Source organism: Paenibacillus sp. S150, assembly GCF_019352175.1.
Lineage (GTDB): Bacteria > Bacillota > Bacilli > Paenibacillales > Paenibacillaceae > Paenibacillus_AQ.
On sequence record NZ_JACBYI010000067.1, the window covers coordinates 1 to 26,980 of the forward strand.

Annotated in this window: 25 protein-coding genes and 1 riboswitch; of the genes, 3 read left to right on the forward strand and 22 right to left on the reverse strand. The window is 52.3% G+C overall.

What is annotated here, in order from left to right; genetic code table 11:
• From HYD27_RS30520 to HYD27_RS30530, 3 genes are all read right to left on the reverse strand, one after another.
• Positions 1-242: hypothetical protein (locus HYD27_RS30520; protein WP_219221557.1), on the reverse strand; the 242-nt coding region annotated here is incomplete at its 3' end.
• Positions 243-268: 26 nt separating this feature from the next.
• Positions 269-541, reverse strand: a complete 273-nt coding sequence (locus tag HYD27_RS30525) for a hypothetical protein (protein ID WP_219221558.1) — start codon at positions 539-541, stop codon at positions 269-271.
• A gap of 405 nt (positions 542-946) precedes the next feature.
• Complete coding sequence (locus tag HYD27_RS30530) at positions 947-2,383, reverse strand: NAD(P)/FAD-dependent oxidoreductase (protein WP_219221559.1); 1,437 nt, start codon at positions 2,381-2,383, stop codon at positions 947-949.
• A 128-nt stretch (positions 2,384-2,511) separates the two neighbouring features.
• A riboswitch (purine riboswitch) is annotated at positions 2,512-2,611 on the reverse strand.
• Between the two features lie 230 nt (positions 2,612-2,841).
• Here HYD27_RS30530 and HYD27_RS30535 point away from each other — a divergent pair.
• Complete coding sequence (locus tag HYD27_RS30535; RefSeq protein ID WP_219221560.1) at positions 2,842-3,930, forward strand: GGDEF domain-containing protein; 1,089 nt, start codon at positions 2,842-2,844, stop codon at positions 3,928-3,930.
• Between the two features lie 95 nt (positions 3,931-4,025).
• Here HYD27_RS30535 and HYD27_RS30540 read toward each other — a convergent pair whose 3' ends face one another.
• On the reverse strand, positions 4,026-7,160 hold the full coding sequence (locus HYD27_RS30540; RefSeq protein WP_219221561.1) for an EAL domain-containing protein: 3,135 nt from the start codon (positions 7,158-7,160) through the stop codon (positions 4,026-4,028).
• Positions 7,161-7,511: 351 nt separating this feature from the next.
• Between HYD27_RS30540 and HYD27_RS30545 the strand changes: the two genes are divergently transcribed.
• Both HYD27_RS30545 and HYD27_RS30550 read left to right on the forward strand, forming a co-directional pair.
• Positions 7,512-7,655 (forward strand): hypothetical protein, encoded by a 144-nt coding sequence (locus HYD27_RS30545; RefSeq protein ID WP_167330798.1) that lies wholly within the window; start codon positions 7,512-7,514, stop codon positions 7,653-7,655.
• Between the two features lie 163 nt (positions 7,656-7,818).
• Positions 7,819-10,107, forward strand: coding sequence for a TPM domain-containing protein (locus HYD27_RS30550; protein ID WP_219221562.1), 2,289 nt, complete (start codon positions 7,819-7,821; stop codon positions 10,105-10,107).
• A 218-nt stretch (positions 10,108-10,325) separates the two neighbouring features.
• On the opposite strand, the gene HYD27_RS30555 is transcribed toward HYD27_RS30550, so the two are convergent.
• The 18 genes from HYD27_RS30555 to HYD27_RS30640 form a co-directional block, all read right to left on the reverse strand.
• Positions 10,326-11,132 carry a formate/nitrite transporter family protein gene (locus HYD27_RS30555; protein ID WP_219221563.1) on the reverse strand — a complete coding sequence of 269 codons (807 nt, stop codon included), beginning with the start codon at positions 11,130-11,132 and terminating at the stop codon, positions 10,326-10,328.
• A 445-nt stretch (positions 11,133-11,577) separates the two neighbouring features.
• Positions 11,578-12,678 (reverse strand): toxic anion resistance protein, encoded by a 1,101-nt coding sequence (locus tag HYD27_RS30560; RefSeq protein WP_219221564.1) that lies wholly within the window; start codon positions 12,676-12,678, stop codon positions 11,578-11,580.
• Positions 12,679-12,692: 14 nt separating this feature from the next.
• Positions 12,693-13,388 (reverse strand): hypothetical protein, encoded by a 696-nt coding sequence (locus HYD27_RS30565; protein WP_219221577.1) that lies wholly within the window; start codon positions 13,386-13,388, stop codon positions 12,693-12,695.
• Positions 13,389-13,413: 25 nt separating this feature from the next.
• On the reverse strand, positions 13,414-14,484 hold the full coding sequence (locus HYD27_RS30570) for an ATP-grasp domain-containing protein (RefSeq protein WP_219221565.1): 1,071 nt from the start codon (positions 14,482-14,484) through the stop codon (positions 13,414-13,416).
• A complete protein-coding gene (locus HYD27_RS30575; RefSeq protein WP_219221566.1) occupies positions 14,481-15,314 on the reverse strand; it encodes an HAD family hydrolase in 834 nt (277 codons plus the stop codon). The genes HYD27_RS30570 and HYD27_RS30575 overlap by 4 nt, the downstream gene beginning before the upstream one ends.
• Positions 15,311-16,465: a cysteine protease StiP family protein gene (locus tag HYD27_RS30580; protein WP_219221567.1), complete on the reverse strand. Its 1,155-nt coding sequence runs from the start codon at positions 16,463-16,465 to the stop codon at positions 15,311-15,313. Before HYD27_RS30580 ends, HYD27_RS30575 begins: the two co-directional genes overlap by 4 nt.
• A complete protein-coding gene (locus tag HYD27_RS30585) occupies positions 16,462-17,757 on the reverse strand; it encodes a phosphoribosyltransferase family protein (RefSeq protein ID WP_219221579.1) in 1,296 nt (431 codons plus the stop codon). Before HYD27_RS30585 ends, HYD27_RS30580 begins: the two co-directional genes overlap by 4 nt.
• A gap of 76 nt (positions 17,758-17,833) precedes the next feature.
• Positions 17,834-19,042: an HpcH/HpaI aldolase/citrate lyase family protein gene (locus HYD27_RS30590; RefSeq protein ID WP_228745436.1), complete on the reverse strand. Its 1,209-nt coding sequence runs from the start codon at positions 19,040-19,042 to the stop codon at positions 17,834-17,836.
• A 242-nt stretch (positions 19,043-19,284) separates the two neighbouring features.
• Positions 19,285-20,028, reverse strand: coding sequence for a TerC family protein (locus HYD27_RS30595; protein WP_219221568.1), 744 nt, complete (start codon positions 20,026-20,028; stop codon positions 19,285-19,287).
• Positions 20,029-20,053: 25 nt separating this feature from the next.
• Positions 20,054-21,208, reverse strand: a complete 1,155-nt coding sequence (locus HYD27_RS30600) for a TerD family protein (protein ID WP_219221569.1) — start codon at positions 21,206-21,208, stop codon at positions 20,054-20,056.
• A gap of 171 nt (positions 21,209-21,379) precedes the next feature.
• A complete protein-coding gene (locus HYD27_RS30605; RefSeq protein WP_219221570.1) occupies positions 21,380-21,961 on the reverse strand; it encodes a TerD family protein in 582 nt (193 codons plus the stop codon).
• Positions 21,962-22,011: 50 nt separating this feature from the next.
• A complete protein-coding gene (locus HYD27_RS30610) occupies positions 22,012-22,587 on the reverse strand; it encodes a TerD family protein (RefSeq protein WP_219221571.1) in 576 nt (191 codons plus the stop codon).
• Between the two features lie 29 nt (positions 22,588-22,616).
• A complete protein-coding gene (locus HYD27_RS30615; RefSeq protein WP_219221572.1) occupies positions 22,617-23,213 on the reverse strand; it encodes a TerD family protein in 597 nt (198 codons plus the stop codon).
• Between the two features lie 123 nt (positions 23,214-23,336).
• Entirely contained in the window at positions 23,337-23,783 is a 447-nt protein-coding gene (locus HYD27_RS30620; RefSeq protein WP_219221573.1) for a tellurite resistance TerB family protein, read from the reverse strand.
• A 156-nt stretch (positions 23,784-23,939) separates the two neighbouring features.
• On the reverse strand, positions 23,940-24,662 hold the full coding sequence (locus HYD27_RS30625; RefSeq protein WP_219221580.1) for an amino acid ABC transporter ATP-binding protein: 723 nt from the start codon (positions 24,660-24,662) through the stop codon (positions 23,940-23,942).
• Positions 24,663-24,675: 13 nt separating this feature from the next.
• Complete coding sequence (locus tag HYD27_RS30630) at positions 24,676-25,323, reverse strand: amino acid ABC transporter permease (RefSeq protein ID WP_219221574.1); 648 nt, start codon at positions 25,321-25,323, stop codon at positions 24,676-24,678.
• Positions 25,324-25,436: 113 nt separating this feature from the next.
• Positions 25,437-26,252 (reverse strand): basic amino acid ABC transporter substrate-binding protein, encoded by an 816-nt coding sequence (locus tag HYD27_RS30635; protein WP_219221575.1) that lies wholly within the window; start codon positions 26,250-26,252, stop codon positions 25,437-25,439.
• 471 nt (positions 26,253-26,723) lie between these two features.
• A partial coding sequence (locus HYD27_RS30640; protein ID WP_219221576.1) for a hypothetical protein occupies positions 26,724-26,980 on the reverse strand: 257 nt, incomplete at its 5' end.

The window sequence follows — 26,980 nt, forward strand, 5'->3', positions numbered from 1 at the left end:
CAAGACGCGAAGCAGTAAGGGGCGAAGGAAAAAAGGCGGCCGGCCAAGAATTCATCCCAAGCGAATGGAAAAAAGGCGGATTCTCTTTTATTAAAAAATAACCAGATGGACAACTGAAGCCAGACCATTCTAAAAAAACGGGTGTTGTTAATGCTTGATTGGAGGAAGGCTTTTTTGGGCCTTTGGAGCTGCCCCCCATGCAAATCCGCCTCCAACCCAAGTCCATATTGATATTTTTCCAATAGGCAGCCCCCCTGCTTGTACTGTGTTAAGTTCTTTGCAAAATTACTGCCAGGCGGGCTTCAACAACGGCATTTCTGCCGTTATTTCTGAGTGAGCCGGCCAGACGAGCTTCAACAACAGCATTTTTGCCGTTATTTCGGGACGCACGGGCCAACCCTGCCCCAACAACGGCATTTCTGCCGTTATTTCGGGACACGCGGGCCTTCCCCGCCTCAACAACGGCATTTCTGCCGTTATTTCGGGCAATCTGGCCCGGGCGAGCTCCAACAACGGCATTTCTGCCGTTATTTCGGAGCAATCCAGCCTGACGGGCTTCAACAACGGCATTTCTGCCGTTGTTTCCGGGCCTGGTGCAACCTCTCGTAAGTTCTTTCCTCGTAAACCCCTTGTTAACATGGGGGAACGAATTTACGAGACGTTGTGCTAGTCTAAAAAAAGAGCGGCAGTGCACCCTTGCCGGGTGCCTGCCGCTCTTAAGCAACCAGCTGACAGAGTATAAGTTCTAAATCTGTGGGTTCGGACCGTCCCTCTGTGGTTCCGCAGACAGGTCCGTCATTCCTCCTGATTCTTACAGACTGCATAGCCTTTATTATTCCGAAAGGAATACATTTAGCCGGGCTAACGGACCGCAGTGCGCTTATCGCCTCTCCGGCAGATAAGTTTGGGCTGCCGCCGGATCTTCACACCTTCATCCGCCTGTGTCTTAAGCTCCAGTCCGCTCCAGCATCCCCTGCGCAATCCATATCCCCGCCGCTCCGGCCTGGGCCAGGCCGCGGGTGATGCCCGCTCCGTCTCCGCCGCAGTACAGGCCGGAAATTTCGGTTTCCAGCTTCTCCGTAAGCTTCGGCCGGGCCGAATAGAATTTCGCTTCCACGCCATAGAAGAGCGTATGCTCGGAGGCAATGCCCGGGGTGACCTTTTCCAGCGCCTCCACCATTTCAATTAAGCTCTGCATCGTCGTATAGGGCAGCACCAGCCCGAGATCGCCGGGCACCGCTTCCTTCAGCGTCGGCTCCAGAAAGCCTTCCTTGATCCGGTTTTCCGTGGAGCGCCGTCCGCGCAGGATATCCCCGTATTTCTGTACGATTACCCCGCCGCCGGACAGATCATTGGCCCGCTTGCAGATCTCCCGGGCATATTCATTCGGCTTGTCAAATGGCTCAGTGAAGGTATGCGAAACCAGCAGCGCAAAGTTGGTGTTCACCGAACCCAGCGCGGGGTCCATATAGGAATGGCCGTTGGCCGCCATCACGCCGCTGTGATTCTCCACGACCACATGTCCTGAAGGATTGCTGCAGAAGGTGCGGACACGCGTGCCTACGGATGTATTGAAAACGAACTTGCCTTCATACAGATGCTCGTTGATCTCCCGCATAACCACATCGGACGTTTCCACTCTCACGCCCACATCGACCTGATTATTGTACATCTTGAGCCGGCGCTTCTTCAGCACCTCGGTCAGCCAGGCCGAACCGTCACGTCCCGGAGCGATCATGACCCTGTCCGCCTCGTAGCTCTCGCCGTTCTTCAGCGTAATGCCCGTTATCCGGTGCGTACCCTCTTCCTTGACTGTAACAATATCCTGAACCTCAGTCTTGAACAGCATATCAATGCGTGTACGCAAATATTCATATATGGATTTCAGGATTTCCAGATTCTGCTCCGTTCCCAGATGGCGCACCTGCGCACGCAGCAGCTTAAGGCCGGCGGCATAGCCCCGCTGTTCAATTCCCCGGATGCTCTCGGTGGTCGGATCGGTAATTGCCGGAGTCGCCCCGTGCTCCAGATTAATGGCATCCACATACTGGATCAGCTCCAGCACCTTGGACGGTGCCAGATAATCGGTCAACCAGCCGCCAAACTCAGTGGTAATGTTGAATTTGCCGTCGCTGTAGGCACCCGCCCCCCCAAACCCGGCGGTAATGGAACAGGCTGGCAGACAGCCGGCGAATTCCTTGCGTCCCGAGGCCGGAGGGCAGAGCTTGATTTTTTCCTCCAGAATGGGGCAATTGCGCCGGTAAATATCATGTCCCTTGTCCACCAGCAGCACCTTCAGCCCAGGGGCTTTGCGCGTCAACTCATAGCAGGCGAATATTCCGGCCGGTCCGGCACCTACGATAATTACATCATATTTACTCATCTGTTTTCTGTTCCTCCCAGGAAGAAACGGCATCGCCATCCTCCTCCAGCAAGGAAGGTATCCGTTTCTGCGATATTAATAGAGCCCTTTTACAGGCAGCACAAAAATTCCTGACTGCTTGATAGGCATGCAAAATGCACCCTATTCGTAGCCAGGAATTTACGGTTCCCTGTAGAGACCCCCAAACCTTATCTTTGAGGATATACGAACAGCTGATCATTGTTTGTTGAGCCACTTGAAATATTACAGAACACAGGCGAATGTGTCAAGTAGGTTTCGCGCCAATAATTCGTGTTTCTGGTAAATTAAGAATAAGAATCACAGGAAATCCGCAAAACATATAGCCAAACACGAACATTATTGCCGATATGGATCGCGTGTTGGATTTTGGAGGAAAAACGTGATTTTTGTCGAATATAATATATAGTTATATTGCCACCGGAAAAGAGGAACACCTTATGCGCATCCCGCCGCTGACTCCTCGCCAAATGTACTGGAACCGCGTAATCCTCAATGCCTTCTGGTTAGTTCTGCTTGTCTATCTGGCCAGTCAAATCGTTATCTACTTATCTATGGGGAGGCAACATCCGGAGCTTTCGGCCGGAAGCTTCGACAATGTGCTGGTTCCGGACTTAATGATATTGGGTTTATTGCTCGTGCTGGAGGCCATACACAAATGGCGTCCCTTGTTATCGGAAGTCTCAATCTTTACCTCCAGCCACTTAATCGCAATACTGATGACCTTGAACCTCAGCTCCGAATTTCATGTCAGACCTTTCCTTATGCTCTTTCCTCTACTGATATCCATATTCTACTTGAGAAGCGGCTATTTGAAAGCGACCTCCATCCTCTGCCTGGTATACATGGTCCTGCTGTTTGTGGATGCATCGGCCAATAACTATATCCTGCGGATTCAGCATATGATTACCGCTCTGATCTTCACCGGATCTGCCCTGGCAGGCTTTGGCATTATTGCCCGGGGGCGCGATCTGATGCAGGCTCTGGAGAACTCGCTGAAATCGGAGCAGGATCTGCGCATCCAGAATATCGTCATGGACCGCCTGTCCAAGATTGATCCTTTGACCGATCTGTATAATCACAAGACCTTTCATGAATATCTCGGCTGGCTGATTGAGCACCAGCAGAGCAATCCTTTTCCCCTGCAGCTGGCAGTGCTTGACATCGACAATTTCAAAAAAGTAAACGATCAGTACGGGCACCGGATCGGCGACATCGTGCTCAGGCAGGTTGCCGCGGTCGTGCTTGACCGTATCGGTTCCGATGATTTCGCTGCCCGCTACGGCGGAGAGGAATTCGTTGTCATTCTGACAGCGAAGCCGCTGGAGGATTCCCGTGGCATTATGACGCAGATTCTGACCGGTATTGCCGATATGGCCATCGCCGAGATGGACGGGAATTCCGTAACTGTAAGCATTGGCATGCATGAATACACTGGCCTGGAATCCAAAAGCTCCATCTTTCAGCAGGCCGATGATGCATTGTACGAGGCCAAAAAAACCGGCAAGAATAAAATTATCATCATCTGAAACCAGGCTGTGCATTTTGCGAAGCCCCGGATAGCCGGAACAGGCCCCGGAGCGTCTCGCTCCGGGGCCTGTTTTATGCCATGCTTATCCAGACTCTACTCCGGATATCCCGGTCCATGGCGCCTCTGAGGCTCCAGCAGCCCGACCACTCCATGCGGCGGAACGGGGCGGCTGATCAGATAACCCTGCACCTTGTCACAATCCGAATCCTTAAGGAAGGCCAGCTGTCCGGCATCTTCCACACCCTCAGCCACAACCTCCAGTCCCATTTTATGTCCCAGAATAATGATTGTCTGAACAAAGGACTGGCTGTAGGCCTTGTCCGCCAGCGAGTCAATGAAGATTTTGTCCATCTTGAGAGTGGAGATCGGCAGCTGCTGCAAATAGCTCAGGGAAGAATACCCTGTTCCAAAATCATCAAGAGCAATGCGAATCCCGCGCGATTTCAGGAATTCCAGCTTGCTCACTGTACTCTCAAAGGATTCCATAAAGATGGACTCCGTAATTTCAAGCTCAAGACAATTGGGCGCAAGGCCGCTTTCCTCCAGACTCTCCAGCACAACTTCCACAAAATCATCCTGCAGCAGCTGAATAATCGATATGTTAACCGAAATTTTGTAGGGAAGCCCGGTGCGGTCATGGATACTCTTCATGAAAGTACAGGCTTCTCTAAGCACCCACTCCCCGATATAGATGATCAGCCTGGAGTCTTCGGCAATTTTGATGAAGGAAAGCGGCGATACAAAGCCCAGTACCGGGCTGTTCCAGCGGATCAGCGCCTCGAAGCCCGAGATGAGTTCCGTCCGGATATCCACCTGCGGCTGATAATGGAGCTCAAATTCATTGTTGTTCATCGCACTGCGCAGGTGCTTCTCTATGTTCATCCGCTCATTAAAAGGCATGTGCATGGACTTGTCGTATATCACAAAGGTGCTTTTTCCTTCCTCCTTGGCTCTGTACATGGCTACATCGGCATTCATGAGAATCTCTTCCGTGGTTTCACCGTCTTCGGGGTAGAAGGAAATCCCGATGCTCACGGAAACATAGAGATTGCTCTCGCCGATCAGAAATGACCTGCGGAAGGAACGAAGGATATTCTCCGCCAGCTCCAGTACCTCCGCCCGGGCCTTCACATCCTTGATAAATACTACGAACTCATCGCCGCCAAGACGGGACAGCATGTCCCCTTCGCGCATAATCGACTGCAGCCGTTCACTGGCCTGGCGTATCAGGATATCCCCGGATTTATGGCCCAGCGTATCATTGATATATTTGAAATTATCCGTATCCACGAACAGCAGCGCCGCTTTGCCTCCCGGACGCTGGAAATAGCTCTCCATGGCCTCCAGCAGGAAGACGCGGTTCGGCAGATTGCTGAGTGAATCCACATACGCCAAGCGGTGCATATTCTTTTGATTCTCCAGCAGCATATCATATTGGCCCACAAGCTCCTCCTGCGTAGCCGTCAGCTGCTCATAGGTGGCCTCAAGCTCCTGGTAGCTGCTGCTCAGCTGGAATTCGGCCTGCTTGCGCTTGCTGATATCAATCAGCGAGCCCAGGAACAGCACAATCCTGTCTTTGGGGTCCACAATAGCCTTGCCCCGCACTTCAAACCAGACATAGGTATTGTCCTTGGTGCGCATACGGTACTCGAATTCATAGATGGGAGTCAATCCGGCTAAATGCTCCTGCCGGGCCTTGCGTGCAGGCTCCTGGTCATCGGGATGGATAATGCTGAGCACACCGCCCTCGAGCGCACTAAGATCCTCTTCCGTATAGCCCATAACCTCATACCAGCGGTCCGACAGCTTGTAAATGCCGCTTTCCCAATCCAGCTCCCACATATAGGCGCCGGAGCCCTCGGAGGCGAGCCGGAAGCGGCGTTCGCTGACGCCCAGCTTGTTGAGCTGGTCCTGCAGCTCCGCCTCGGTCGCCGCCAGCTCTTCGTAGGTGGCCTCCAATTCCTCGTAGCTGAGCTGCAGCTTGAGCTCATTCTGCTTGCATTCATCAATATCCATCCCGACCAGCACGAATATATCTTCAGCCTGCGGGTCCATCCCCCGGATAAGCGTCGTCCGGAAGGAGAAGTAACGCCCTTCCGGCGAATAGTCCGGAAGCTTCAGTTCCACATTGCTGACATAGTCACGGTACACCGCCCTGATGAGCAAATCCCTGAGCATAGCCGTTCCGCCTTGGAGGCCGGGAATTTCATCAAGGCTTACCTCCAGCACATCCTTCTCGTTCAGTCCGGTCAACGATGCCGCATACTTGTTGAACCTCACCACCCGCTTATCGCCCTGGACCGCCCATACAATCATGCCGCTGTGCTCCAGCACATCCCCGAAGAACTCCTGCTCCGAATGAATGGTCCGCCGAAGACGCCTTATGTAGATTCTGAGCGCAGCAACCGCAGCCGCCAAGAGAAAGAAACCGATAACAATTCCGGATGTCACCCGGACACGGATCATTGAGGCATGGGCAGCGGATTGAGTGAAAAAGTATTGCCGGTACAGTTCTTCAAAGGCTCCCGTGCGCTGCAGCCGCTCCAGCCTGTCATTAATATAGGAGACCAGCTGAGGCTTGGATCTGCTGATGCCATAAGCAACGTCGTGGGGATACAGATCACTCATTTTGCGGATAATATTGCCGGTCAAGCCCTGCTCAATAATAAGATAGTCAACCACCCCCTGATTCTCAAAGAGCAGATCAATTTCGCCTTTTTGCAATGCTGTCAAAGCTTCCGGTACTGTTGCATATTCTATGTATTGTGAGACATCTGTTTTACTGCGCAGCAGGGTCTCCGAAAATTGGTCCTTGCCGACACCAACTTTGTAGTTTTTCAGAGTGCTCAGCTTGATCTCTTCTTGGAGCGGCTGCCGGGAGTATACGGAAATATAGCTTTTGAGCACAGGCTTCGAGAACAATGTCTCCTGCTTGCGTTCCTCCGTTACAGCCATAAGACCTGTTGTGTCAATTTCACCGCGTGTCAGCCGTTTGTATGTATCCTCCCATTCGCCGGTACTGTAATGAATCATATAATCCTGCTTCTCAAAAATCATACTCGTCAGGTCAATATCGAAGCCGGTCAGGTATCCGTTCTGTATGTACTTGTATGGCGGATAATCCAGTTCTGCCTGGTATCGTATTTCCTGTCTTTCGGCGTGAGCGGATGCAGGCGGCGCAAGCATGAGCACAATGCTAATCAGAAGCAAGAGTTTACACCGCTTCATCGCAATTCTCCTTTTTCCAAAATATAAGAAAATTTATGCTTCACGCTATAAATTCCCCTTCTATTTTTCTGCATAAAAAAACAGATAACAGCATTTGTCTCAGCTCTATTCGACAAAAAATGGTAGGGTTCCTGCTGATTGCTTCTCCAATTGCGATAAAATATGCAAATTTTCCCGAAATAACGTTCTAATAAAGTTCTCAAAAAAAATAAGAACCTTTATTTTTTATATTGCTTTTTAGGTGAAAAATGTGGATAATATCATTAACGAATGATAATGATTATCATTATTATATTAATTTAATCCATTCACTCACTTCACTATATTTTAATTAAAGGAGACTGAACACCCATGAACGCAGCCACTACCCGGACAGCACTGAAGGTTGACGATTATCTGGATCTGCTCAATCTTGCTGTAAAAGTTGGAGATTTGAAATGGCAAAAGGAAATTAAATCCAGATTACAATATATACTCTGCCTGCAAACCAGATAGCAGCACTGCAGCTGTCGCCGCACTTCCCGATCGGGGAGGGCGGTTTTTTTTGTTCTCTGGGTGCCGGACCCAGGCAAAGGGACGTAAGTTGTTTAATGATATAGTATAATAATCAGCATAATATACTGTACAATAGCCCATCTGCAGATCGGAGCGTGCCAGTTTGAAAAAATATTTTGTCTTGTTCCTGATGTTCAGCCTTCTATGGATGCCCAACATGTATGCGGCGGGAATTCCCGCACAGGAAGGAACGGTTACCGACAACGCCGGCCTGCTCACGAAGCAGGAGGCGGCCGCGATTACTGCCATCGCTGCAGGAGACCGTTATACAGTCCGGGTGCTGACTGTGGAGTCTCTGGACGGAGCCGCGGCTTCCGCCTATGCAACCGATGTCTATGAATCCTGGAGACTGACGGCCCGGGATATTCTCCTGCTGATCTCGGCCGGAGACCAGCAAATTGAGCTGAATTTCAATAACCCGGGACTCCAGGGATCTATCAACTCCTGGTCTCAGGCCAACGGGGGAGCTGCGGGAGCCGCAGCCATCACCGGAATGCTGGACACGTATTTCATTCCTTATGCCAAGGACGGCGATTTCGCCGGAGGCATCAGTTCAATGATTCAGGCCCTGCACTCCCTGGGGGGCGCAGGCAGCGGGACGGCTTCCGGCGGCGGTGCTGCCGGCAACCCGGACAGCGGGCAGACCAGCGGTGCGGACGGCCGTGGCGGGAGCGGCAATTCTGGCCTTGCGCTGCTGAAGGTCATCGGCATTGCCATTGGAATTGCGCTGCTGGCGCTTGTCCTGTTCGTGCTGTTCACCGGACTGCGGAGAAGGGGGCAGCTAAGCAGCCGGCAGGAGCAGCTGTCCGACCTGCTGGTGCGGGCCAACCGCGCGCTGGAGTCCCTGCAGCCCTTTCAGGGTATTGTTCAAGGCAAGACCGGGGAAATGGTCGAGGGCATCTCCCGGCGGCTGACGGCGCAGCTTGTGGACATATCCGCGCTGCAAAGCTCGGGTCAAGGCTCCTTGCCGCCGTTCTACCGTCTGGCGGCACTTAAAGCCGCCGGCACACAGCTGCAGCAGACCGAAGCGGCCTTCCGCTCGGCGCTGGAGGAGGAAGAGAAACGCATTGCTGTAATCAGTGATGCGGACCGCAACGTCAAGCAGCAGATTTCAGAGCTGAAAAAGGATGCGCCTGAATTAAGCGGCCAGCTCCAGAGTGCAGTGAAGGAAACCGGCTATGAGCTGCAGGAAATTGCCGAGGATCTGAAGGAACTGGCCCAGGAAACGGCCAGAGCCGACGAGCTGGAGCTGTTCGACCCGATTGCCGCTCAGGACATGACCGGAGAGGCCCAGAAGCGGCAGGAACAGATTGAGCAGGATCTGAAGGATGTCGATGCCTATGACGACAAATTGAACGAATTCCCAGAGGTTCTGGCAGCTGCGCGCAGCAAAATCGCCGCCCTGATTGAACAGAATTCCCTGCACAACATGAAGGTTAAGCCCTATGACCGTCTGGACCAGGCCGCTGCCGCAGCAGCTGCGCTAGAAGCTCCGCTGCGCATCGGAGACATGGATGAGGTACGCAAAATTGCCGCTCAGATAGATGCTCTGCTGGGCGAAGGCGTCACCATGACAGAACGCCAGGCGCTGATCCGCCAGAACAACCTAAGGGATCTGGATACGGTGCGCACCCGCTGGAGTGAACTGGCCCAGCGGCGCAATGAGCTGCAAAGCCAGGTCTCCGAAGCACGCGGCCGGTTTGCGGAGCATCATCTAAGCAGTCTTGCAGAGTCGCTTGAGACTGCGGGAGTACAGCTCCGTCAAGGTGCGGGCGAAGTCCCGCAGATTGAAGCCTGGACCAGCGACCAGCGGGGAGAATACGACAATGCCCGCAGCGGTCTGGACCGGCTGCTCAAGCTGCAGGAGGAAGCCGCACAGAAATTCGACAATGCCGGCGAGAGCCTCGCGGCATTGAATCAGCGCTTGTCGAAAGTCAGCCGTCTTCTGTCCGAGGGGCAGGAGCGGGTGGATACGGCAGAACGGAGGCTGCACAGCAAAGGGATCAGCTCCCGAAGCCGCTTCCAGCTCTCCTTGCTTCCGGAGTATGGCGAGCTGCAGCAGCGGCTGGCGGCCCGGCCTTACAACCTGGATGAGCTGGAAGCCGCCGGACGCTCCTACGAATCCCGGATTTCCGCCTTCGTGGAGGAAGCGAACCGTCTCGTTCGCCAGAAGGAGGAAGAGGAGCGCCTGGCACAGCTGGCGATTCTGCGGGAACAGCAGCGACGCGAACAGGCGCGCAAGCGCTCCTCCTCGTCGGGCGGCTTCGGCGGAGGCCGTTCCTCCGGCGGTTCCTCATGGGGAGGCGGAGGCGGCCGTTCTTCCGGCGGCTCTTCCTGGGGCGGAGGCGGAGGCAAATCCGGCAGGAACTCCTCCGGCGGCTCCAAATGGTAGGGTAAGGATGATCACCCAGTTGGGCGCTAATTCCCCACACTTCGCCATTTCGGCCATTACGGCTCATTCCAAGTCTCAGGTCCCCCACAACAAACAGGCCCGTCCCCACGATCAGGTGGAAGCGGGCTTGCTGGGACTTTGAGCCTCAGGTTCAGTTTGCTAGAGCTGATTCGGTCGTCAACAGGCCACCGCTGCCGGTGCAGCGGTTGCACTGCTTTTTAATGCGTATCCTTAGCCCCGTCCTGCGGCTCGTCCAGAAACGGCTTATTCACATAATAATACATCACGCCCATCAGCACCCCGCCGCCGATCAGATTCCCAAGGGTTACCGGCACCAGATTGTGCACAACACCTCCCCAGGAAATCGTACCGGGATGATCCAGAACCAGAGCGATTGCAAATGTACACATATTGGCGATACTGTGCTCATAGCCGGAAATAAAGAAGCAGAACACGAAGAGAACCATGGCGAACATCCTGGCTCCGTCGCTTTTCATGGACATAGGGACAAAAAAGGCCAGACATACCAGCCAGTTACAGAGAATCGCCCGGAAGAACAGCTGCATTGCCGGGGCCTCCATCTTATGGGCCACCACATTCAGCAAGAACCCGTTCACACTGGAATCATAAAACAATCCTGTCAAAAAAATCAGCAGCGCAAACGCCGTGGCCCCGAGAATATTGCCGATATAGCTGACGACCCACATCCGTACAACCTCGGTCCACTGCAGCTTGCGCCTTAAAGCCGCATACGTGTAATAAAAGGTATCTCCGGTGAACAAATCGCCTCCACCATAAGAGATCAGGATGATGGCTGCGCCGAACGTGATCGCAGCCATCGGATACGTCATCGGCGACTGCTCCATGTAGAAGAAGTTCCCCGTCTTAAAAGCCACGATTACGCCGAATCCGATGAACATACTGGCCAGCATTGCTCTGGCGATATAGCGGAAAATACTTTGCTGATAGATCTTCTGCTTCTTGAGAGCCAATTTTTCAACCTGCAGCAGTGCCTCGTTCTCCATGTGACCTCCCGCATTAGCTTCGTATTTTCAGCGATTACAGGCTGGTACAGCCCCCGGTTATTATACCCAATAAACCGCTGGAAATTGCTTGAACCACGGATCGTCTAAATTTGTGGAGATTCCGGCCAGGAACCCCGCCGCTGCTGCATCAGCTGTCATCCCCCGGATCGTTCAGCCTGACAATCGCCTCTGCCTTCTCGCTGCTGGCCACGACGATAAGCACCAGTATCAAACACCCCAGAATCATCGCTTATCCCCACTCTCCATAGGTCGCCTCAGTGACAACTTATGTGGGGGAGCGGAGCATTATGATTGCTGATTGGTTCCCCGCTTATCATGAAGATGATAATGTAATCCTCGGGTCTAGCGCAAACAGCAAAAAAGCCTGCCAAAAAGCTGTGCAGGCCTGCCCATAAAAGATATTGCGCCACTAATCGGATGGCCGTTAGTTCAGAAAGCTGCTAAGTTCGCTGTCGGTACCGGCCTGCTTCAAGGCCTGCGGCTGTGAGGCTTCATTCAATCCGAGGCGGTTGTTCAGCTGCGTGTTAATCGTTGTCATTTTGGACGTATAATCCTGGCAGCTCTCAATGATCCGGCGGTTGGACTGCTCAGAGGTATCCAGGGCACTGAGCAGATCACCGATGGCCTGATTCACCGCTTCGAGCGACATCGAGGGCTTGGAGAGCAGCTCCGTCGTCTTCTCCGTTGTGGTGCGCAGCAGACGTGCATTTTCCTTGAATTGGTCTTCAATGGTCTTGTTCGTTGCTTCTACGGCAGAGATGATGTTCTCCTGATCGGCCAGCGACATGGCAATCATCGCCGAAACTGTAATCAGATTTGAAGTCTTATCAATTGCGTTGTTTACGGAATCAATCAGCTTGTCATTGTTGTCATTGATGATATCCGTAGCGGCAATCGCCTGATTGTAGAGCAGAATCATTTCGGTCATCGACTGGATACGAACCATAACCTTGCGCAGCCCGCGCTCCAGATAAGCCTTGCGGAACTCGTTCTCCGGCTTGGCGATTTCAGCCTCGAACAGCTCCTTCAGCTTGTTGCCGAAGGCGATTTTGGTCTGCAGATTGTAAATTTCCTCCATGGAGGTGCGTTTGAGCTGCCGCATATTCACGATGCTTTCTTCCAGCGTATCGCGTCCGTCGCGCAGGCCGGTTACGATTGCGTCAATATTGGTGCGGACCGACTGATACTTGTATACATAATTTTTGAGCGGACTCTTGCGCAGCATCTTGCCGAAAAAGCTGACATTCTTGCTCTGCTGCAAGGTCTCGCACTCATTGCGCAGCTTCATGATCATATTCGGCACTTCCACACGTTTGCCGGACATCAGATCATTCACCGGACGGTCCAGCAGCTTCAGGGTCTGCCCGGCCTTTTCCTGCGTCTTCACTCCCAGCTTGCCAATATCATCCATTAAGGAATCCAGGGCAACGGTATCCGTCTTGGCGACCTTCTCGATCAACTGCGAGGCTTCCTCTACAACCTTCTGCTCATCCTCTTTCCTGAGCTCAATCAACTGCGTGGACATCGGTTTCCCTCCTCCTATAATTCGGAACTGCTGTACCGCTGATGAATCAGTTCCGCCTTGGTCTGAAGTTCCATCAGGTCTTTATGTTCGATCGTCGAGGCGATATCCGAGATTTTGGAATCGACATCCCGCAGACCGTTCAGCAGCATTCTCCGGTTTCTTGTTTTGGCCTCTCCGCCCAGCCGCAGGAACGGGTTAATCACACCGTTCAGGTCCTTCAGCACCAGCCTGCGGACCGTATGATTGATCTCCCCGTTCCCCAGCTCCTGCAGCAGCGGAATTACACGCTGTAGCCTGGCGAACAGAGCCAGCGACTTCTCGACAATCTCATTGTCGAGCGTATCCTTCTGCCCTTCGGAGATAATCATATCCTCCAAAATGCTGAGATACTCCACCACCGGGGCAAACTCCGCTCCGATCTGAACCTCGGCGCTTCCCTGCCCGGCAAGGGCTTGTCCAGCGGCAGGAGCGGCTCTGCCTTGTTCAAGGCTGCCCGCAGCAGGAGACGGGGCGACCGCCTCCTGTTCCTGGCCGGCGGGAAGAACCTCCGCCGGCAGATTGATTTTGTTGCGCTCGCCCCTCATCATCGCCGCACCTGCACCGGCAAACGGCAGCAGCAGAGAGATTGCCTCGGGTACAAAAGCACTCGTCGCCAGGGCAACAATATAGCCGGCTCCGGCATACAGCAATACTTTCCATTTCAACTGAATAGTTCTCACCTCTTGTGAGCGGAATTCAAGAACTGCCGCTCAGGTTCACGGCATCCGTGATCACGGACTCGCCGTTTATTCTCATGATCAGCGGCTGCTCCACATGGCTGGCCAGCACATTGCCCGCGAATCCGGCTGGCTGAACCTCGCCGCCGAGTGCGCTTTTAACCGCCAGATAAGGGAAATTGATTCCGGACAGGCAGGAGATATGCAGCCCCCCGGACATCCGGGGATTAATCTCCAGCAGCTTGGGCGTTGCGCCGCTGTATTTCATTTGGATATTGAAATTAAAGGGGATACGGTAAACCTCGGCTACCCGGGATGCAATATGCTCAAGCTCGGGAATATGCTCCATCAGCCGCAGGCGCCCGCCCGCCTTACGGCGCGGTACTGCTGCCAGCAGTCTGCCATTCCCGTCGGCCAGGCAATCAATGCTGTACTCAAAGCCCGCGAGAAGCTCCATCACCATCAGATTCGGGAAGGAATCAACACTGGATAGTGTGCGGTACGCCTCCTCGAAAGAGATATGCGGTGTGACATGGCCGAAAAGCTCCTGCAAAGGACTCCGGGTGTTGTTGATAATGCGGAAGCCAAGACCGCCTTCGGTTTCTGTCGGCTTGAAGCAGACCTGGTGCCCTTTGGCTGCAAGCTCCTCATAAGCTGCTTTGAACTGCTCCGCTGTGCTGACCACATGATAATCGGGAATCGTCATGATACCGGTCTCTTTGACGCTTTCATAGAATTTGCCTTTGTCCATGATCGTCCCCAGCAGCTCCAGATCGCGGCAGACGAGCACTTTCGTGCCTATGGCATCAAACATTGGGGCATGCAAGGCAATATCCAGCATATGCAGCCGCGGAATAAAGATATCAATCTGATGGCTGCGGCAGAAGTCTACACAGAACCGCACATATTCAATTCCTTCAAGCTCGGGCTCGGTTCCGGCAACATCGGCGCCTTGCAGCGACATATGCCGGATATCGGGGTGGGTGGCAAAGATTTGAACAGGGATGCCATCCTCATTGTTGCGGATGAGATTCATGTAATGAAAAGCCACGGAAAACCAGCGATTGAAATAAATGTTTACCTTTTTCATTGTGGCCCAACTCCCAATGCCGTTAAATTGTTATAAATCCGCTGTACATAGTGCATAATCTCATCCCCGGCAAATACGCCAGCCCGCTTTGTGAAGGGATATTCTAATTTTACTAGACCAGCCTGCTGCTCGGCAAATATTTCTCCATGGCAGGGGGCAATGGCGTAATCGGCGCTTGCAAGCAGGCTTTTGTCAAGCAGCGAATCTCCCGACGCAACCATCGGCTCCGAATGGACCGTACGGCGAACATGGAGGATCGCGTCGCTTTTGTTCACCGCCTCCGGAACCACATACAGCTTGCGGCCCTGCAGCGACAACCTCCAGCCCAGTCCGTTCAAATGCTCCGCCAGCCGCGTAACTTCATCCATAGGCAGCAAATCACGCTGTACGACAAAGGTATAAAATAATTCGTCGCAATACCGCTCGCTGATAATCCATTCTGCCCGGACCACAGACCGCACAAGCTGCTTCGTTTCCTCAGCCGCTGCGGAGCCCTGTTCCACCAGGTTGCCTACGGCTGCCCGCCATTCCAGATCCACTGCCCCGTTAACCAGAATATTCCCGCCGTTGCTGGTTACCGCATAATCGGGAATGACCGTCTCCTGGAACAGATTAATCCGTCTGTACTGTGCCAGGGTACGTGTAGTCACCGGCATAAAAATGATTTTGGACGCCAGCTCCTGAAGAACCTCCAGCGCATGCTGTGAGATATATGAAGCCGTCCTCCCGCCGATAACCTCCGCCGGAACCAGGCCCGGGGAATCCTCGGGAACGCCAATCGCATTGGGAGAGTAAATCAGAGTGCGGTCCAGATCGCTGGCATAGATCATTCACTTTCTCCCTTCAGCGGCTTAATGATGCCGCAGCAGGAATACGTCAGCCCTGGGAATACCTCCACCGGAACGCCCCGGTCCTCCGCCAGCAGCAGAATATGCCGCAGATTCGGATTATCCATAGTATCGACAAGAATTTTCCAGGGTACTCTGCGCAGCAGCACGCGGGTGGTCTCGCCTACCCCCGGCTTCACCAGATTAATATCCTCTATGCCGAACGTGTCCTGAATGCTCTGAATATCCCGCAGCCCCTGCCAGGTAACCTCAGGCGGAGAGGTCAGCATCTCTGCGGCTATAGCCTGCGCCTCCTCCATCACAGCAGGATAATAGGGGGCAATTGCCTCAATGAACACATTGGAGAGATCCTCCTCCAGCCACTCCTTATAGAACTTGGCGCCATGGAATTCCTCAGCCCCGATGAGGTCGTCCCGCAGAACAGTCCGGCTCATCAGGCCCGAGACAGTGGAGTTCAGGCACGCGCTCGGAATCAGGTAGTCCTCCCGCGTGCCGAAGGTAGCCGAGCAATGTCCCGGATCGGCAAGCACTGCCAAATCATCGCTAAGGACAATACCGTATTTCTTATACATGCTGCTGCAGGCTTCTATTAATACCTGGCGGATAGCTCCTTTGCCCGTCCAGCCGTCGATAAATTGCAGCTTGGCGTCGGTTCCGTGCTGCTGAAGCATATAAAGGATCGCATTCTCATCGATGCCCTTGCCCCGGATAATTGAAATGCTGTAATGAGGCAGTTCCACTCCGAAGCGAGCGGCGATATACCGTTTCATCAGCACACCAATTGGAGTTCCCGCTCTGGCCAGGGATACCAGTACCGTAGCCCCGGTCCCCCGCTGAGACACAATCATTTCGGAGACAACCGCGACCGCCAGTGCTACCTTCTCCGCCGATTGCCGGAGCGTCTCATGGAACAGCTCAATATACTGCGCTGTCGGCTGATATTCAACGGGGAGCATCTCTGAATAATGCACACCGGACTGGATCGCTTCTTCCCGCTCAGCGGTCGCCCGTTCCAGTTGAACATTGCTCAGATCCTTCAGCAGGAACTTAACGTCGGAAGGGGGATAGCTGCCCAGCGGGACAGGCGGCGCTATTCTTTTATTCATGAGTTCTTCAAGTGCTGTACCCTTCATCCGATCAAACCTCCATTATCCGAATCAGAGGCCAGTATGACAAGATGCACCTTATTCCCTGCCAGCCGCTTAAGAATATCCGTCATCGGCTCAATCCGGCGGCGGGGAACATCACGCTCAAGCAGCACGAAAATATCATCATACTGGCCCGGGTCTACATTGTAGATATAATTGGTAATTCCCGGATCACCGGCCGAAGGATATGCCGCTGCGCTGTGCACGCCGTAATCCGGACGCCGCTCGGGATGAATCGGGCTGCGGGTGGAGGACTGATACGCAACTCCCTCACCCATATCCGCCGCAATTCTCATGGGCAGATACATGAATTCACCAACGCCAAGCACGAGTGCAGTTGCCCCCTCACGCAGCCCGCGCAGCTGTGACGCTGCCTGCGCAGCCCCTTGATCCAGCCGCTTGTTATCCTGCGATTCCAATCCAAACCGGCCGCTGAGCTTCAGATAAGGCGACGCATTGATTTGTCCGCAGGAGTCAGCGGAAGTCACGTCCAGCCGTTCCAGACCGTCCTGCACATAAGTCATGATCACAGGAGCTTCAGCGGCAGCGGAAGCTTCCGCCTTCGCCTCCACTAGGCTCAGCTGAGGCGTACCCATCACTTCAATCGTTCCCTGCAGCAAAGATAAAGCCCTGATGCGGATACCCAGCTCCTGCTCCAACTCCCGGTAGGCCTGAATATTGGCACTGCTCCGCCAATCGAGAAGTGAAGCAACTACATATTCCTTGCGGGGAAACTTGGACTGGATATCACGAATCGTATTGATCGCCGTATTGCCGGTTGTAATCTCATCATCCACCAGCACAGCGGGCCCATCCCCGGACAGCAGTTCTGCATTCAGGGCGTAGCATAAATGGTCAACCGCATGGGAATGCTCTTCTTCGAAGCTGACCGCCGACTCAAGCTCCGGAATGTCCTCACGGGTAGTATGAATATATGATGCTCCAGCGGCAAACATGTTGTACATACTGTGGCCCAGGGCAGTTGCCGTCTCTGCAAAGCCGATAAACAGAACCGGCTCCGGGAGAACCAGCTGTGCATCCAGCAAATCATGATATGCCTTCTCGGCATGCTCCGGATGAATCAGCCCGTGAACCGCTTGATCCATCAGCTCGTCCATTCGCTCTGCAGCGGAAGCTCCACCAGCCATCTCCCGGTATAAAAGCAATGCCAGCGCTGCGCCGCTGAGCAAAGGGGTATACGGGTTGACTGGTATATGCTTGCCCAGCACCTTGCTGACAAAAAGAAACGAGCGTTTCTTGTTAATCCGCGCCGCCATGGCAAACAAAGCGTGGGCCGGCATCTGGAAAGGGTTGGAGGTTTCGGTTACCGTAACCTGCAGGTTCTCGACAATATTAAACGTGTGTGTATTCATACTCGGGCAGTAAGAAGGCAAAATGCTGTTGTTCATGTAACACCCCGTATATTTGAGATCGTAGTAAGATACGTTTCGCCCAGTTCAAATGCGGCTTAATTTCATTCATCTTGTTGTAGTATTCGCTTTTGAACACACCGCGGCTGCCGTCATTGCTCTCGACAATGCTTAAGGCGTCCACATATTCCTCATGCATTACAGTATACATGGCTTGTACAGGTCTAAGGTGCGAGGGATGAATGATCGTCTTGCCAACAATGCCGTTTTCCTTATCCAAAAGCACTTCACGGAACAGTCCGTCCACAGAGCTGCTGATGTAAGACTCACGGATGCCGCGCCTCTGCTTGCCATAAGTATCCTCAAGAGGGGTCTGCCGGAGCTGCGGACGCAGTACCCGGTGTCCTTTGCCCCCGAAATATTCCCAGACTGGACCTGAAATCACATACCCTTCCTCCACACGGCCGAATACGTTGATAATATCGGAGATGCAGTCGCGGATCGGCGTCAGATCATAGATGCTGATATCCGGACTGCGCCGCAGCCCAAACAGGCTGGAGAAATCCGTCGCCCCGATCCGGACATTCAGCACGTACTCACGGTATTCGCCCAATAAATCACGGATGCCCAGCAGTGTCTCCAGCCGGCTTTCCCGGTAAATAATCGGTGAGCTCTCAAGGATCGGCATGCCGTACAGCACAGGAGCCGGATAGCTGCGCGAGCTGTTATAATCGGCAAGCGCCTCGAAATATTCCACTCCGTTATCCAAGGTGAACTTGGGGAAAACAAAGCCGGTCAGCATGGTAATCAAGGTGCCCAGCCGGAAAATCAGCTGCTGCAGCTGCTCCGGATTGCGCACACGGATAAACAGCAGCGGAAGACTGTTCCTTACATCCGGCTCGTTGTCGGCATAGGCCGACAGGAAGGCCAGATGTCTCACGATAGATTCCTCGGCAAAATCGACTTCACCATCGCCAATCGCATCCTCCAAATCCATAATCACCGTCACCAGTCCTGAAGCCTTAAGCTTCAAAATATCTTCTGCAACACTGGGACGGGTAGCGGGCATATACAGGGCGGCTCCCACGGCGTAAGCCAGGAGCTCCTTGTCCGTAGCGGGGTCAAACGAAACAGGCGGAGAGTAGAATAAGGACATTTCTTGTTCTTTGGTCAGGTAATCGAAGTATCTCAAGGCCTTTCCCCCCTTATAGGTTCACGAAGAAGCAATATAAAACGAATAACCTCTCCTTATAGAGAGCAGTAGAACCGGCTGCGCCGTCCTCTCGGGGACGGCATCCGGCTTTCTCGAATACAAGCAAAGGCCATGCTATAACCTATACGATTACCCGGGCTGGTGAGATCGTCTCACCTACCCTGCGGACATCCCCATCCTCACATAAAAGACTGACTGTCATTTCCTGCTTAATTGCATTGTTAAGCTTTGCGGCTGGCCTCTCTTTTCTTCTTGCCGGTGCTGTACAATATCGTCCCCACAAAAACTGCAATCAGAATGGTGAAGAACACAACATGCGACATTTCATATCCAAAAGCTCCTGCCAGCATCTTGCCGGCAATAATGGCAATCAGCAGAAACGCAGTCTGCTCCAGTTCGGGAAATCTGGCAATGAGCTTCAGGAACAGCTGTGCCACGCCGCGCATCATCAGCACGCCGAGTATGCCGCCCAGGAAGAGCACCCAGACCTTATCGCTAAGTCCAAAGGCCGCCACCACACTGTCAATACTGAAGGCAATATCCATTAATTCAACCATAAGTACCGTCCGCCAGAAGGAAGTGCCCTTGTTCTCCGTGTGTTCTTCTCCGCCGCTGCCCTTAAATAACCCTTTGTAGGCGATATAGAAGAGATAGAGCGCCCCCAGCACCTTGACGAGCGTGAACTTAATCAGGAATGTCCCGAGGCCAATAGCCAGGAATCTGAATAAATACGCACCCAGAATCCCATAGAACAAAGCCTTCTTCTGCTGCTCTTTTGGCAAATGCTTGACCATAACCGCAAGGACCAGCGCATTGTCCGCAGAGAGCAAGCCTTCCAGAAGAATCAGACTCCCGATAATCCCCCAGCTTACAGGGTCGGAAAGTGTGCCGGCAATATCGCTCCACGAGAAGAAATGCCCATAGTTATCACTGATGTTTCTAAAAAAATCGCTGAACCAGTCCATTCCAATATGCCTCCGGTAAAATAGTTTATTTGCTGCCCGCTACCCACTGCAGCCCCCATCCGTATGCCTGGTCCATCTCGCGATGCCCGCTGAAATACTGTACGAGCCGTTCAATGCTGAAGGTTTCATTCCCGACATTCTGAATCATGGCAATGGCGCACATTCCCTTACGGTTGTTATGCTCGTCCAAATTCACAATAATATCCGGCCCTCCGCCCTGCGTAATCGTGACCACGCCATCCGCCTCTGACCATTGGGTAACGCCTTTATAGATAAAAGCAAAAATTAAAATCCGTTTGATTTCCGCAACCTTGCTTCCGTTTATACGCAAGTTTTCTCCAGAGGTTACGGAGCCTGTACGGTCATCGCCATCCAGCATGACAAAGGGCGGCTGCTGTAATTGGCCAAAAGCGTTGCCAAGCGCCTGAACAACACCCTTGCGGCCATTTTTCAGTTCAAAGAGACAGGCAAGGTCCAAATCCACGCCGCCTTTGCGGCTGAACAGCCCTCCGCCCTGCTTCTGATTCCAGTTGAGATTGACCAGGATCTCGCCCAGGCCCTCAGCCGGTTTCTTCAAGTTGATGGAATCGCCTTTTTTCTTCAGCTCAATTTTCTTCAGATTAAGTTCAACCACTTCAATTCCATAATTGCTGCAGAGCGCCTTCAGGCCGCCGTCAAAGCCCGACATAATGGCACTGAATTTCCATTCACCGCTGTATCTATATAATTCTCCTACCACAACAGCCGTTTCCACGGAGAAATGACTTCCAAGATTACATCGCAGGATTTCCGAGCCTGTCGCCAGATTCAGAATTCTGCAATGGGCTTCACTCATTTGCCCGAATGTCTGCTTGCGGTGTTCGCCGTCATAGAGTGTAAGCGTAAATGCAATTCTCGTCACACTTGCGGGAATCTTATCCAGCTCAACTTCGAAATGCTTGATGCCCCCTGGGCTTCGGCCTGGCACATCCTTATACCTTATATAAGATGTAGACGGATTATTATAAAAGATCAGGTCATCGTCACCGCTCACCTTCCCACCGGGTCCAAGCAGAAAAGCAGAGGCGTCGATCTCCATCGCGGAAGGGGCTTGCCAGGCGATCTCCACAAGCATTTGCCGGAGTCCCGGACTGCCCTTGGTCAGGTCTGCTTTCTGCCCTTTTACCACTTGAGTGCTCATTCTTACGCCACCTTTGCATGGATAAAGAGTCAGGCAAAAACGGTCTCTCCGTCTTCATCATAGACGGTACCGTTTCAACAAGAAATAGAAATATATAGGATTTCGCGAAACATATACCTTCTTATATTTATAAAAAGGGCAGGATCGCTAGTGATCCCGCCTTTGAAGCTACTATTGCGCGTCAAGCCCGTAGTTCCTGCACAAGGCACTAAGGCCGCCGGCAAATCCGCTTCCCACCGCCTGGAATTTCCAGTCCGCACCATTGCGGTAGAATTCACAGAACACAACTGCGGTTTCTGTTGAGAAATCCTCGCCCAGATCAAACCGCAGAATCTCACGGTCACTGGAGGCATCTACGACTCGTACAAATGCGTTGGATACTTGTCCAAAGTTCTGTACCCGGGTCTCGTAATCATAAATGGTTACCGTAATCCCGATACGCTGGATATTCGCAGGAACCTTGCTGAAATCTACCAGGATCTGCTCATCATCCCCGTCGCCTTCGCCTGTCCGGTTATCTCCTGTATGGGTTACAGAGCCGGAGCCGCCGGAGGGATTGTTGTAAAAAACAAAATCGTCCTCGCCTTTGGCATTGCCGTCCTCATGCAGCAGAAACGCTGAGGCATCAAGGTCAAAATCCTTGCCGCCGCTATATTTGTTCGTATCCCAGCCGAGTCCCACAACTACCTTCGTCAGACCCGGATTGGTCTTGGTAAGATCAATCCGCTGTCCTTTGGAAAGACTGATCGTCACTGGCAATAACCTTCTTTCATGAAAAGTTTAGCCTACAGCTCCAGCAACATTTATTGCAGGCCGTAATCGCGGGTCAATCCGGAAAGACCATCCTTGTAGCCGCTGCCGATGGCATTGAATTTCCACTCCGCACCGTTGCGGTACAATTCGCCTACCACTACACCGGTTTCAATGGAGAAATCTTCTCCCAGGTCGAAACGGATCAGTTCCTCATTGTTGGCATCATTTACAATACGTACATAAGAGCGGGATACTTGTCCAAAATTCTGGCTTCTGCTCTCGGCTTCATAGATGGTAATGGTAAAAGCCACTTTCTCAACGTCTGCCGGAATGTTGAGCAGATCCACCTGAACCTGTTCATCATCTCCTTCGCCTTCGCCTGTGCGGTTGTCACCGGTGTGCACAACAGAAGCGTTCTCGTTCTGCTTATTATTGAAGAAAATGAAATTGCTCTCTTTAGCCACTTTGCCGCTGGCATTGGTCAAAAAGACGGAAACGTCCAAGTCGAAATCTTTACCGCCATCGTATTTATTGGTGTCCCAGCCGAGACCGACTGTAATTTTGGACAAGCCCGGGTTCGTTTTGGTCAAATCGATCTTTTGACCCTTGGATAAATTAATCGCCATGAATAGAAACCTCTTTTCTTAAATTGGAATTAGATGTAGCGTTCAGCCAGCTGGTTAATATGTGCTGCGTGTGCCCCCTCACCGATAGCTGCGAATTTCCATTCGTCGCCATGCCGGTAAAGCTCTCCGCAGATCAAAGCGGTAAAACCTGTGTAATTGTCCGTCAAGTTGAACTTGATCAGCTCGTTGTTGCCTGTTGCATTAATAACCCGAATGTACGCCGATTTAATCATTCCGAAATCCTGCTTGCGGTTCACGGCATCATAAATATTGACGACAATCAGAACCTTGTGCACATCGGCCGGGATCGCCTTCAGATTCACCCTGATCTGCTCATCGTCTCCGTCTCCCTCACCTGTAAGGTTATCCCCGGAGTGGACAACAGAGCTGTTCGGATTCTGCTTGTTGTGGAAGCAAACCAGATTCAGCTTGTTCTGCAGCTTGCCGCTCTCGCTAAGCAGCAGCGCCGAAGCGTCACAGTCCACATTCGCCTGCTTCTTGACGCCGAAGAATCCGCGCGCCGGCTCGGCAGGGTCCCAGCCAAGTCCTACAATGACGCTGGACAGTCCAGCATTGCCTTTTGTTAAATCAATCTTTTGACCCTTTACCAGATTAATACCAGCCAAATTTAAGTACCTCCGTTTCAAAAAAAATTACAGCTGCAAGCCTAACTTGTCGATGTTATAACAGTGATACGACACAAAAGCAAATACGTTTCATTCGTTCTCCGGTAAACTTTCAATCTGTGCTTACAGGCTGAATTCACTGGGACTTAGCCCCAGCACACTGCAAATATTCCGCACAACCCCTTTTTCGTGCTCATCAAAATCACCGTCAGCTGCACCGATTGCAGAGCATACCCCTACAATTACGCGTCCGATTTCCGGCTTGCTGCTGAATTTGGCGATGGCTTTGAGCGCTTCCTGCTTGCCGATCTCCGGAGAAAACTCGAAATTGCTGACATAGAAGTTGAACTGGGCAATCACATCTCTCATATCGAATACCTTCAGTTCACTGCTGAGATTCATATATCCGGCCATTTTATTCTTTTCGGATTCTTCAATCTTGCCGTCGGCAGCAGCAACCAGGGCGCAGCCTGCTACTACAGCATTCATGAAATCTTTATTTTTAAATTTTTTTACCTGTTCGGTCAGTCCGTTCTTCGTTGTGTTCAGCCAGTTTTTAAATGTGCTCATCGTATTCTCCTTCTATCATTATAAATTATGATATACAAAAGATATCCCAGAGCCTCCTCTCCGCCATTCGACAGATATTTACTTAAGGTTCCATATCCCAGTACTTACCCTTCTAATATAACCGATTAAACTGCAAGATTCTACTTTGCCAGGATTTCACAGAACCTTAGATAAAAAGGCCTGCGTACGCTCTTGCGACGGATTGCCGAACAGCTGCTCCGGATTGCCCTCCTCGACCACGACACCCTGCTCCATAAACAGCACACGGTCCCCCACCTCGCGCGCAAAGCCCATCTCATGGGTAACCACGACCATCGTCATTCCTTCGCGGGCCAAATCCTTCATGACCGCCAGCACCTCGCCGACCATCTCGGGATCAAGCGCCGAGGTGGGCTCATCAAACAGCATAATCTTCGGCTCCATCGCCAGCGCTCTGGCAATCGCTACCCGCTGGGCCTGTCCGCCGGATAGCGAAGCCGGATACACCTCCGCCTTCTCGCTTAAGCCGACCTTGTCAAGCAGCTCCAGCGCCTTCTGCCGCGCCTTGTCCGGGGGCCATTTGCGGACCTGAACCGGGGCGAGCATGATGTTCTCGATCACTTTTTTGTGGGGGAACAGATTGAACTGCTGAAAGACCATGCCAAGCTCAGTGCGGATATCATTAATCCTTGTGCCTTTGGCCATCAAGGAAGTGCCTTCAATAATAATGTCGCCCTCTTGCGGCTGCTCCAGCAGGTTCAGACAGCGCAGAAAGGTCGATTTGCCCGAACCCGAAGGCCCGATCACCACGACAACCTCCCGGGTGTGAATATCAACGTTAATGTCGGTCAGCACCATATGGGCGCCGAATGATTTGTGCAGATGTCTAACTGAGATAATAGGCTCCATGCGGTTACACCTTCCGTTCGATATAATTGAGCAGCTTGCTGAGGGAGTAGGTGAGAATGAAATAAATAAACGCGGCGGTCAAATACGGTTCCCATATCCGCAAATACTGGCCTTTCATTGTGTTGCTCCAGTACATGATTTCCGGCGCCGCAATCAGCGCGAGCAGGGAGGAATCCTTCACCAGAACAATGAACTCGTTCCCGAATGCCGGAACCATCCGTTTAATGGCCTGCGGCAGAATGATAAACCGCATAGCTTGAAATTTGGTCATTCCGAGTGATACGGCGGCCTCCCGCTGCCCCGGATCAATGGACTGTATCCCCGCACGGAAAATTTCGGCCGAATACGCCGCTGAATTCAGGGATAAGGCAACAAAGGCGGTTAGAAGCGCATTGGTCTGCCCGTACAAAGGCGGAATCACCCCAAAATGCACAATCAAAATCTGTACATACAGCGGCGTACCGCGAAAAAAGTTGATATAGGAATGAAAAGGCCAGCGAAGATATGCCTTCGGAGCCATTTTGCCCAAGCCCAAGCCCAGTCCCAGAATGGAGCCGAAGATGATCGAGACAATAGATACACCAATCGTAAACGCCGTACCTCTTAACAAGACCGGTATATAATGTGCGATGATGTCAAATCTGAAATCCATAAAATTCTTCCCTTCTCTTCTGCTTATAGCTGCTCTTGCTCTCTCTCTGTTTCTCAAAAAAAGAAGCATGCGCAATAGCAATCATTACGCATGCTTGGGTTGTGCCCGTCCGCTTACTCTGCGTTCAAGAGGGTCTGTGTGTCCGGCTCTTCACCGAACCAGGTTTTGTAGATTTCGGCATACTTGCCGTTCTCGATTATCGTCTTGATCGCCGGGTCCAGCTTCTCTTTCCACTCGCTGCCCTTAGGATACAGAATGCCGTAATACTCGGACCCGAAGTTCTCTTTGTCGATGATTCCGGTCAATTTCTCATTCGGGTTGTTCTTGATATATTCATTGACGATAGCAATATCGGCCACTACCGCATCCGCTCCACCGCTGTTCAGCTCCATCAGCGCTACCGCATTGCTGTCAAAACGCTTCAGGTTACCGTTGTCGACACCCAGAATGCCGCTCATCAGATCGTCTGCCGTAGTCGCCGCCTGGACTGCAACCTTCTTGTCCTTCAGGTCAAGCGCACTCTTAATGTCGCTTCCTTCTTTTACCAGAATCATGTTGGTGGATTCAAAATAAGGAATGGAATAATCATAGGTTTCCTTCCGCTCGTCTGTAATGGACACCGCGGATAACCCGGCCTGATATTCCGTGCCCTGCTTCACGCTGGTCAGCATCGTATCCCAGCCTGTATTCGTAACGGTGTACTCATAACCGGCTTCTTCCATAACCGCCTTGATGAAATCGATATCAAAGCCTTTAATTGTATCCGTATCCATGTACTCCATCGGTGCGTAGCTCGCGTCGCTGGCAAACTTGAGGGTCTCACCGGCAGCGCTTTCGCTTTCTGCATTATTGTTGGAGCCGCAGCCCGCCATCGCAAGCACCATGAATGCCGCCAAAGCTGACATCGCCCATTTTTTTCCGATCCCCATTCTCTAATCCCCCTGCCTTATTTATAAAATACTTAAGGAGATTTTATCAGATTAAAGTGTTGGTGACAATTATCTTTTCCTGCATATGTTATGTTATATAACATATTTATCGCTAGATTGTAACATTTAAGCTAATAGTGCCCATTCAGGCACCGATCCGGTAGATTAAGAACCTATCCTAAAATAAGTTACCGGGAATGAACGGACCGTACGCTTCCCCAAAAATGATCTGTGCGCAGGCGAAATGAAGCAAGGCTTCATAGTTCCATGCCTTCTTTCAAGCGAACAACAGCCCGCATACCTTTTTTCTAAGGGTCCAGTCTATAGGTACGCGTGTAGCGGGCTTTATTTGCTTTTTGGGCTTATCCCCTTGTGTAGGTGCGGAGTGGGCAAGCTGAGCGTCCGGCAGCTCCCTTCCCAACGCTTACTTCCACACTCGTTCGCTTACTCTTTCTCGCTCGCTGTGTGAGATTATTCGCAAGATGACTGCAGCACACGCCCCTCAATAACAGCAGAATTGCCGTTGTTGAGGCGGGGCTGGCCCGGGCGTCCCGAAATAACGGCAGAATTGCCGTTGTTGAGGCGGGGCTGGCCCGGGAAACCCGAAATAACGGCAGAATTGCCGTTGTTGAGGCGGGGCTGGCCCGTATGCCCCGAAATAACGGCAGAATTGCCGTTGTTGAGGCGGGGCTGGCCCGGGCGTCCCGAAATAACGGCAGAATTGCCGT

Excerpts from the sequence above, each read along its gene's own strand:
- HYD27_RS30530 (WP_219221559.1), bottom strand. The coding sequence starts at position 2,383 with ATGAGTAAATATGATGTAATTATCGTAGGTGCCGGACCGGCCGGAATA.
- HYD27_RS30535 (WP_219221560.1), top strand. The coding sequence starts at position 2,842 with ATGCGCATCCCGCCGCTGACTCCTCGCCAAATGTACTGGAACCGCGTA.
- HYD27_RS30540 (WP_219221561.1), bottom strand. The coding sequence starts at position 7,160 with ATGAAGCGGTGTAAACTCTTGCTTCTGATTAGCATTGTGCTCATGCTT.
- HYD27_RS30545 (WP_167330798.1), top strand. The coding sequence starts at position 7,512 with ATGAACGCAGCCACTACCCGGACAGCACTGAAGGTTGACGATTATCTG.
- HYD27_RS30555 (WP_219221563.1), bottom strand. The coding sequence starts at position 11,132 with ATGGAGAACGAGGCACTGCTGCAGGTTGAAAAATTGGCTCTCAAGAAG.
- HYD27_RS30560 (WP_219221564.1), bottom strand. The coding sequence starts at position 12,678 with ATGTCCACGCAGTTGATTGAGCTCAGGAAAGAGGATGAGCAGAAGGTT.
- HYD27_RS30570 (WP_219221565.1), bottom strand. The coding sequence starts at position 14,484 with ATGAAAAAGGTAAACATTTATTTCAATCGCTGGTTTTCCGTGGCTTTT.
- HYD27_RS30575 (WP_219221566.1), bottom strand. The coding sequence starts at position 15,314 with ATGATCTATGCCAGCGATCTGGACCGCACTCTGATTTACTCTCCCAAT.
- HYD27_RS30580 (WP_219221567.1), bottom strand. The coding sequence starts at position 16,465 with ATGAAGGGTACAGCACTTGAAGAACTCATGAATAAAAGAATAGCGCCG.
- HYD27_RS30585 (WP_219221579.1), bottom strand. The coding sequence starts at position 17,757 with ATGGCGGCGCGGATTAACAAGAAACGCTCGTTTCTTTTTGTCAGCAAG.
- HYD27_RS30595 (WP_219221568.1), bottom strand. The coding sequence starts at position 20,028 with ATGGACTGGTTCAGCGATTTTTTTAGAAACATCAGTGATAACTATGGG.
- HYD27_RS30600 (WP_219221569.1), bottom strand. The coding sequence starts at position 21,208 with ATGAGCACTCAAGTGGTAAAAGGGCAGAAAGCAGACCTGACCAAGGGC.
- HYD27_RS30610 (WP_219221571.1), bottom strand. The coding sequence starts at position 22,587 with ATGGCGATTAATTTATCCAAGGGTCAAAAGATCGATTTGACCAAAACG.
- HYD27_RS30620 (WP_219221573.1), bottom strand. The coding sequence starts at position 23,783 with ATGAGCACATTTAAAAACTGGCTGAACACAACGAAGAACGGACTGACC.
- HYD27_RS30630 (WP_219221574.1), bottom strand. The coding sequence starts at position 25,323 with ATGGATTTCAGATTTGACATCATCGCACATTATATACCGGTCTTGTTA.
- HYD27_RS30635 (WP_219221575.1), bottom strand. The coding sequence starts at position 26,252 with ATGGGGATCGGAAAAAAATGGGCGATGTCAGCTTTGGCGGCATTCATG.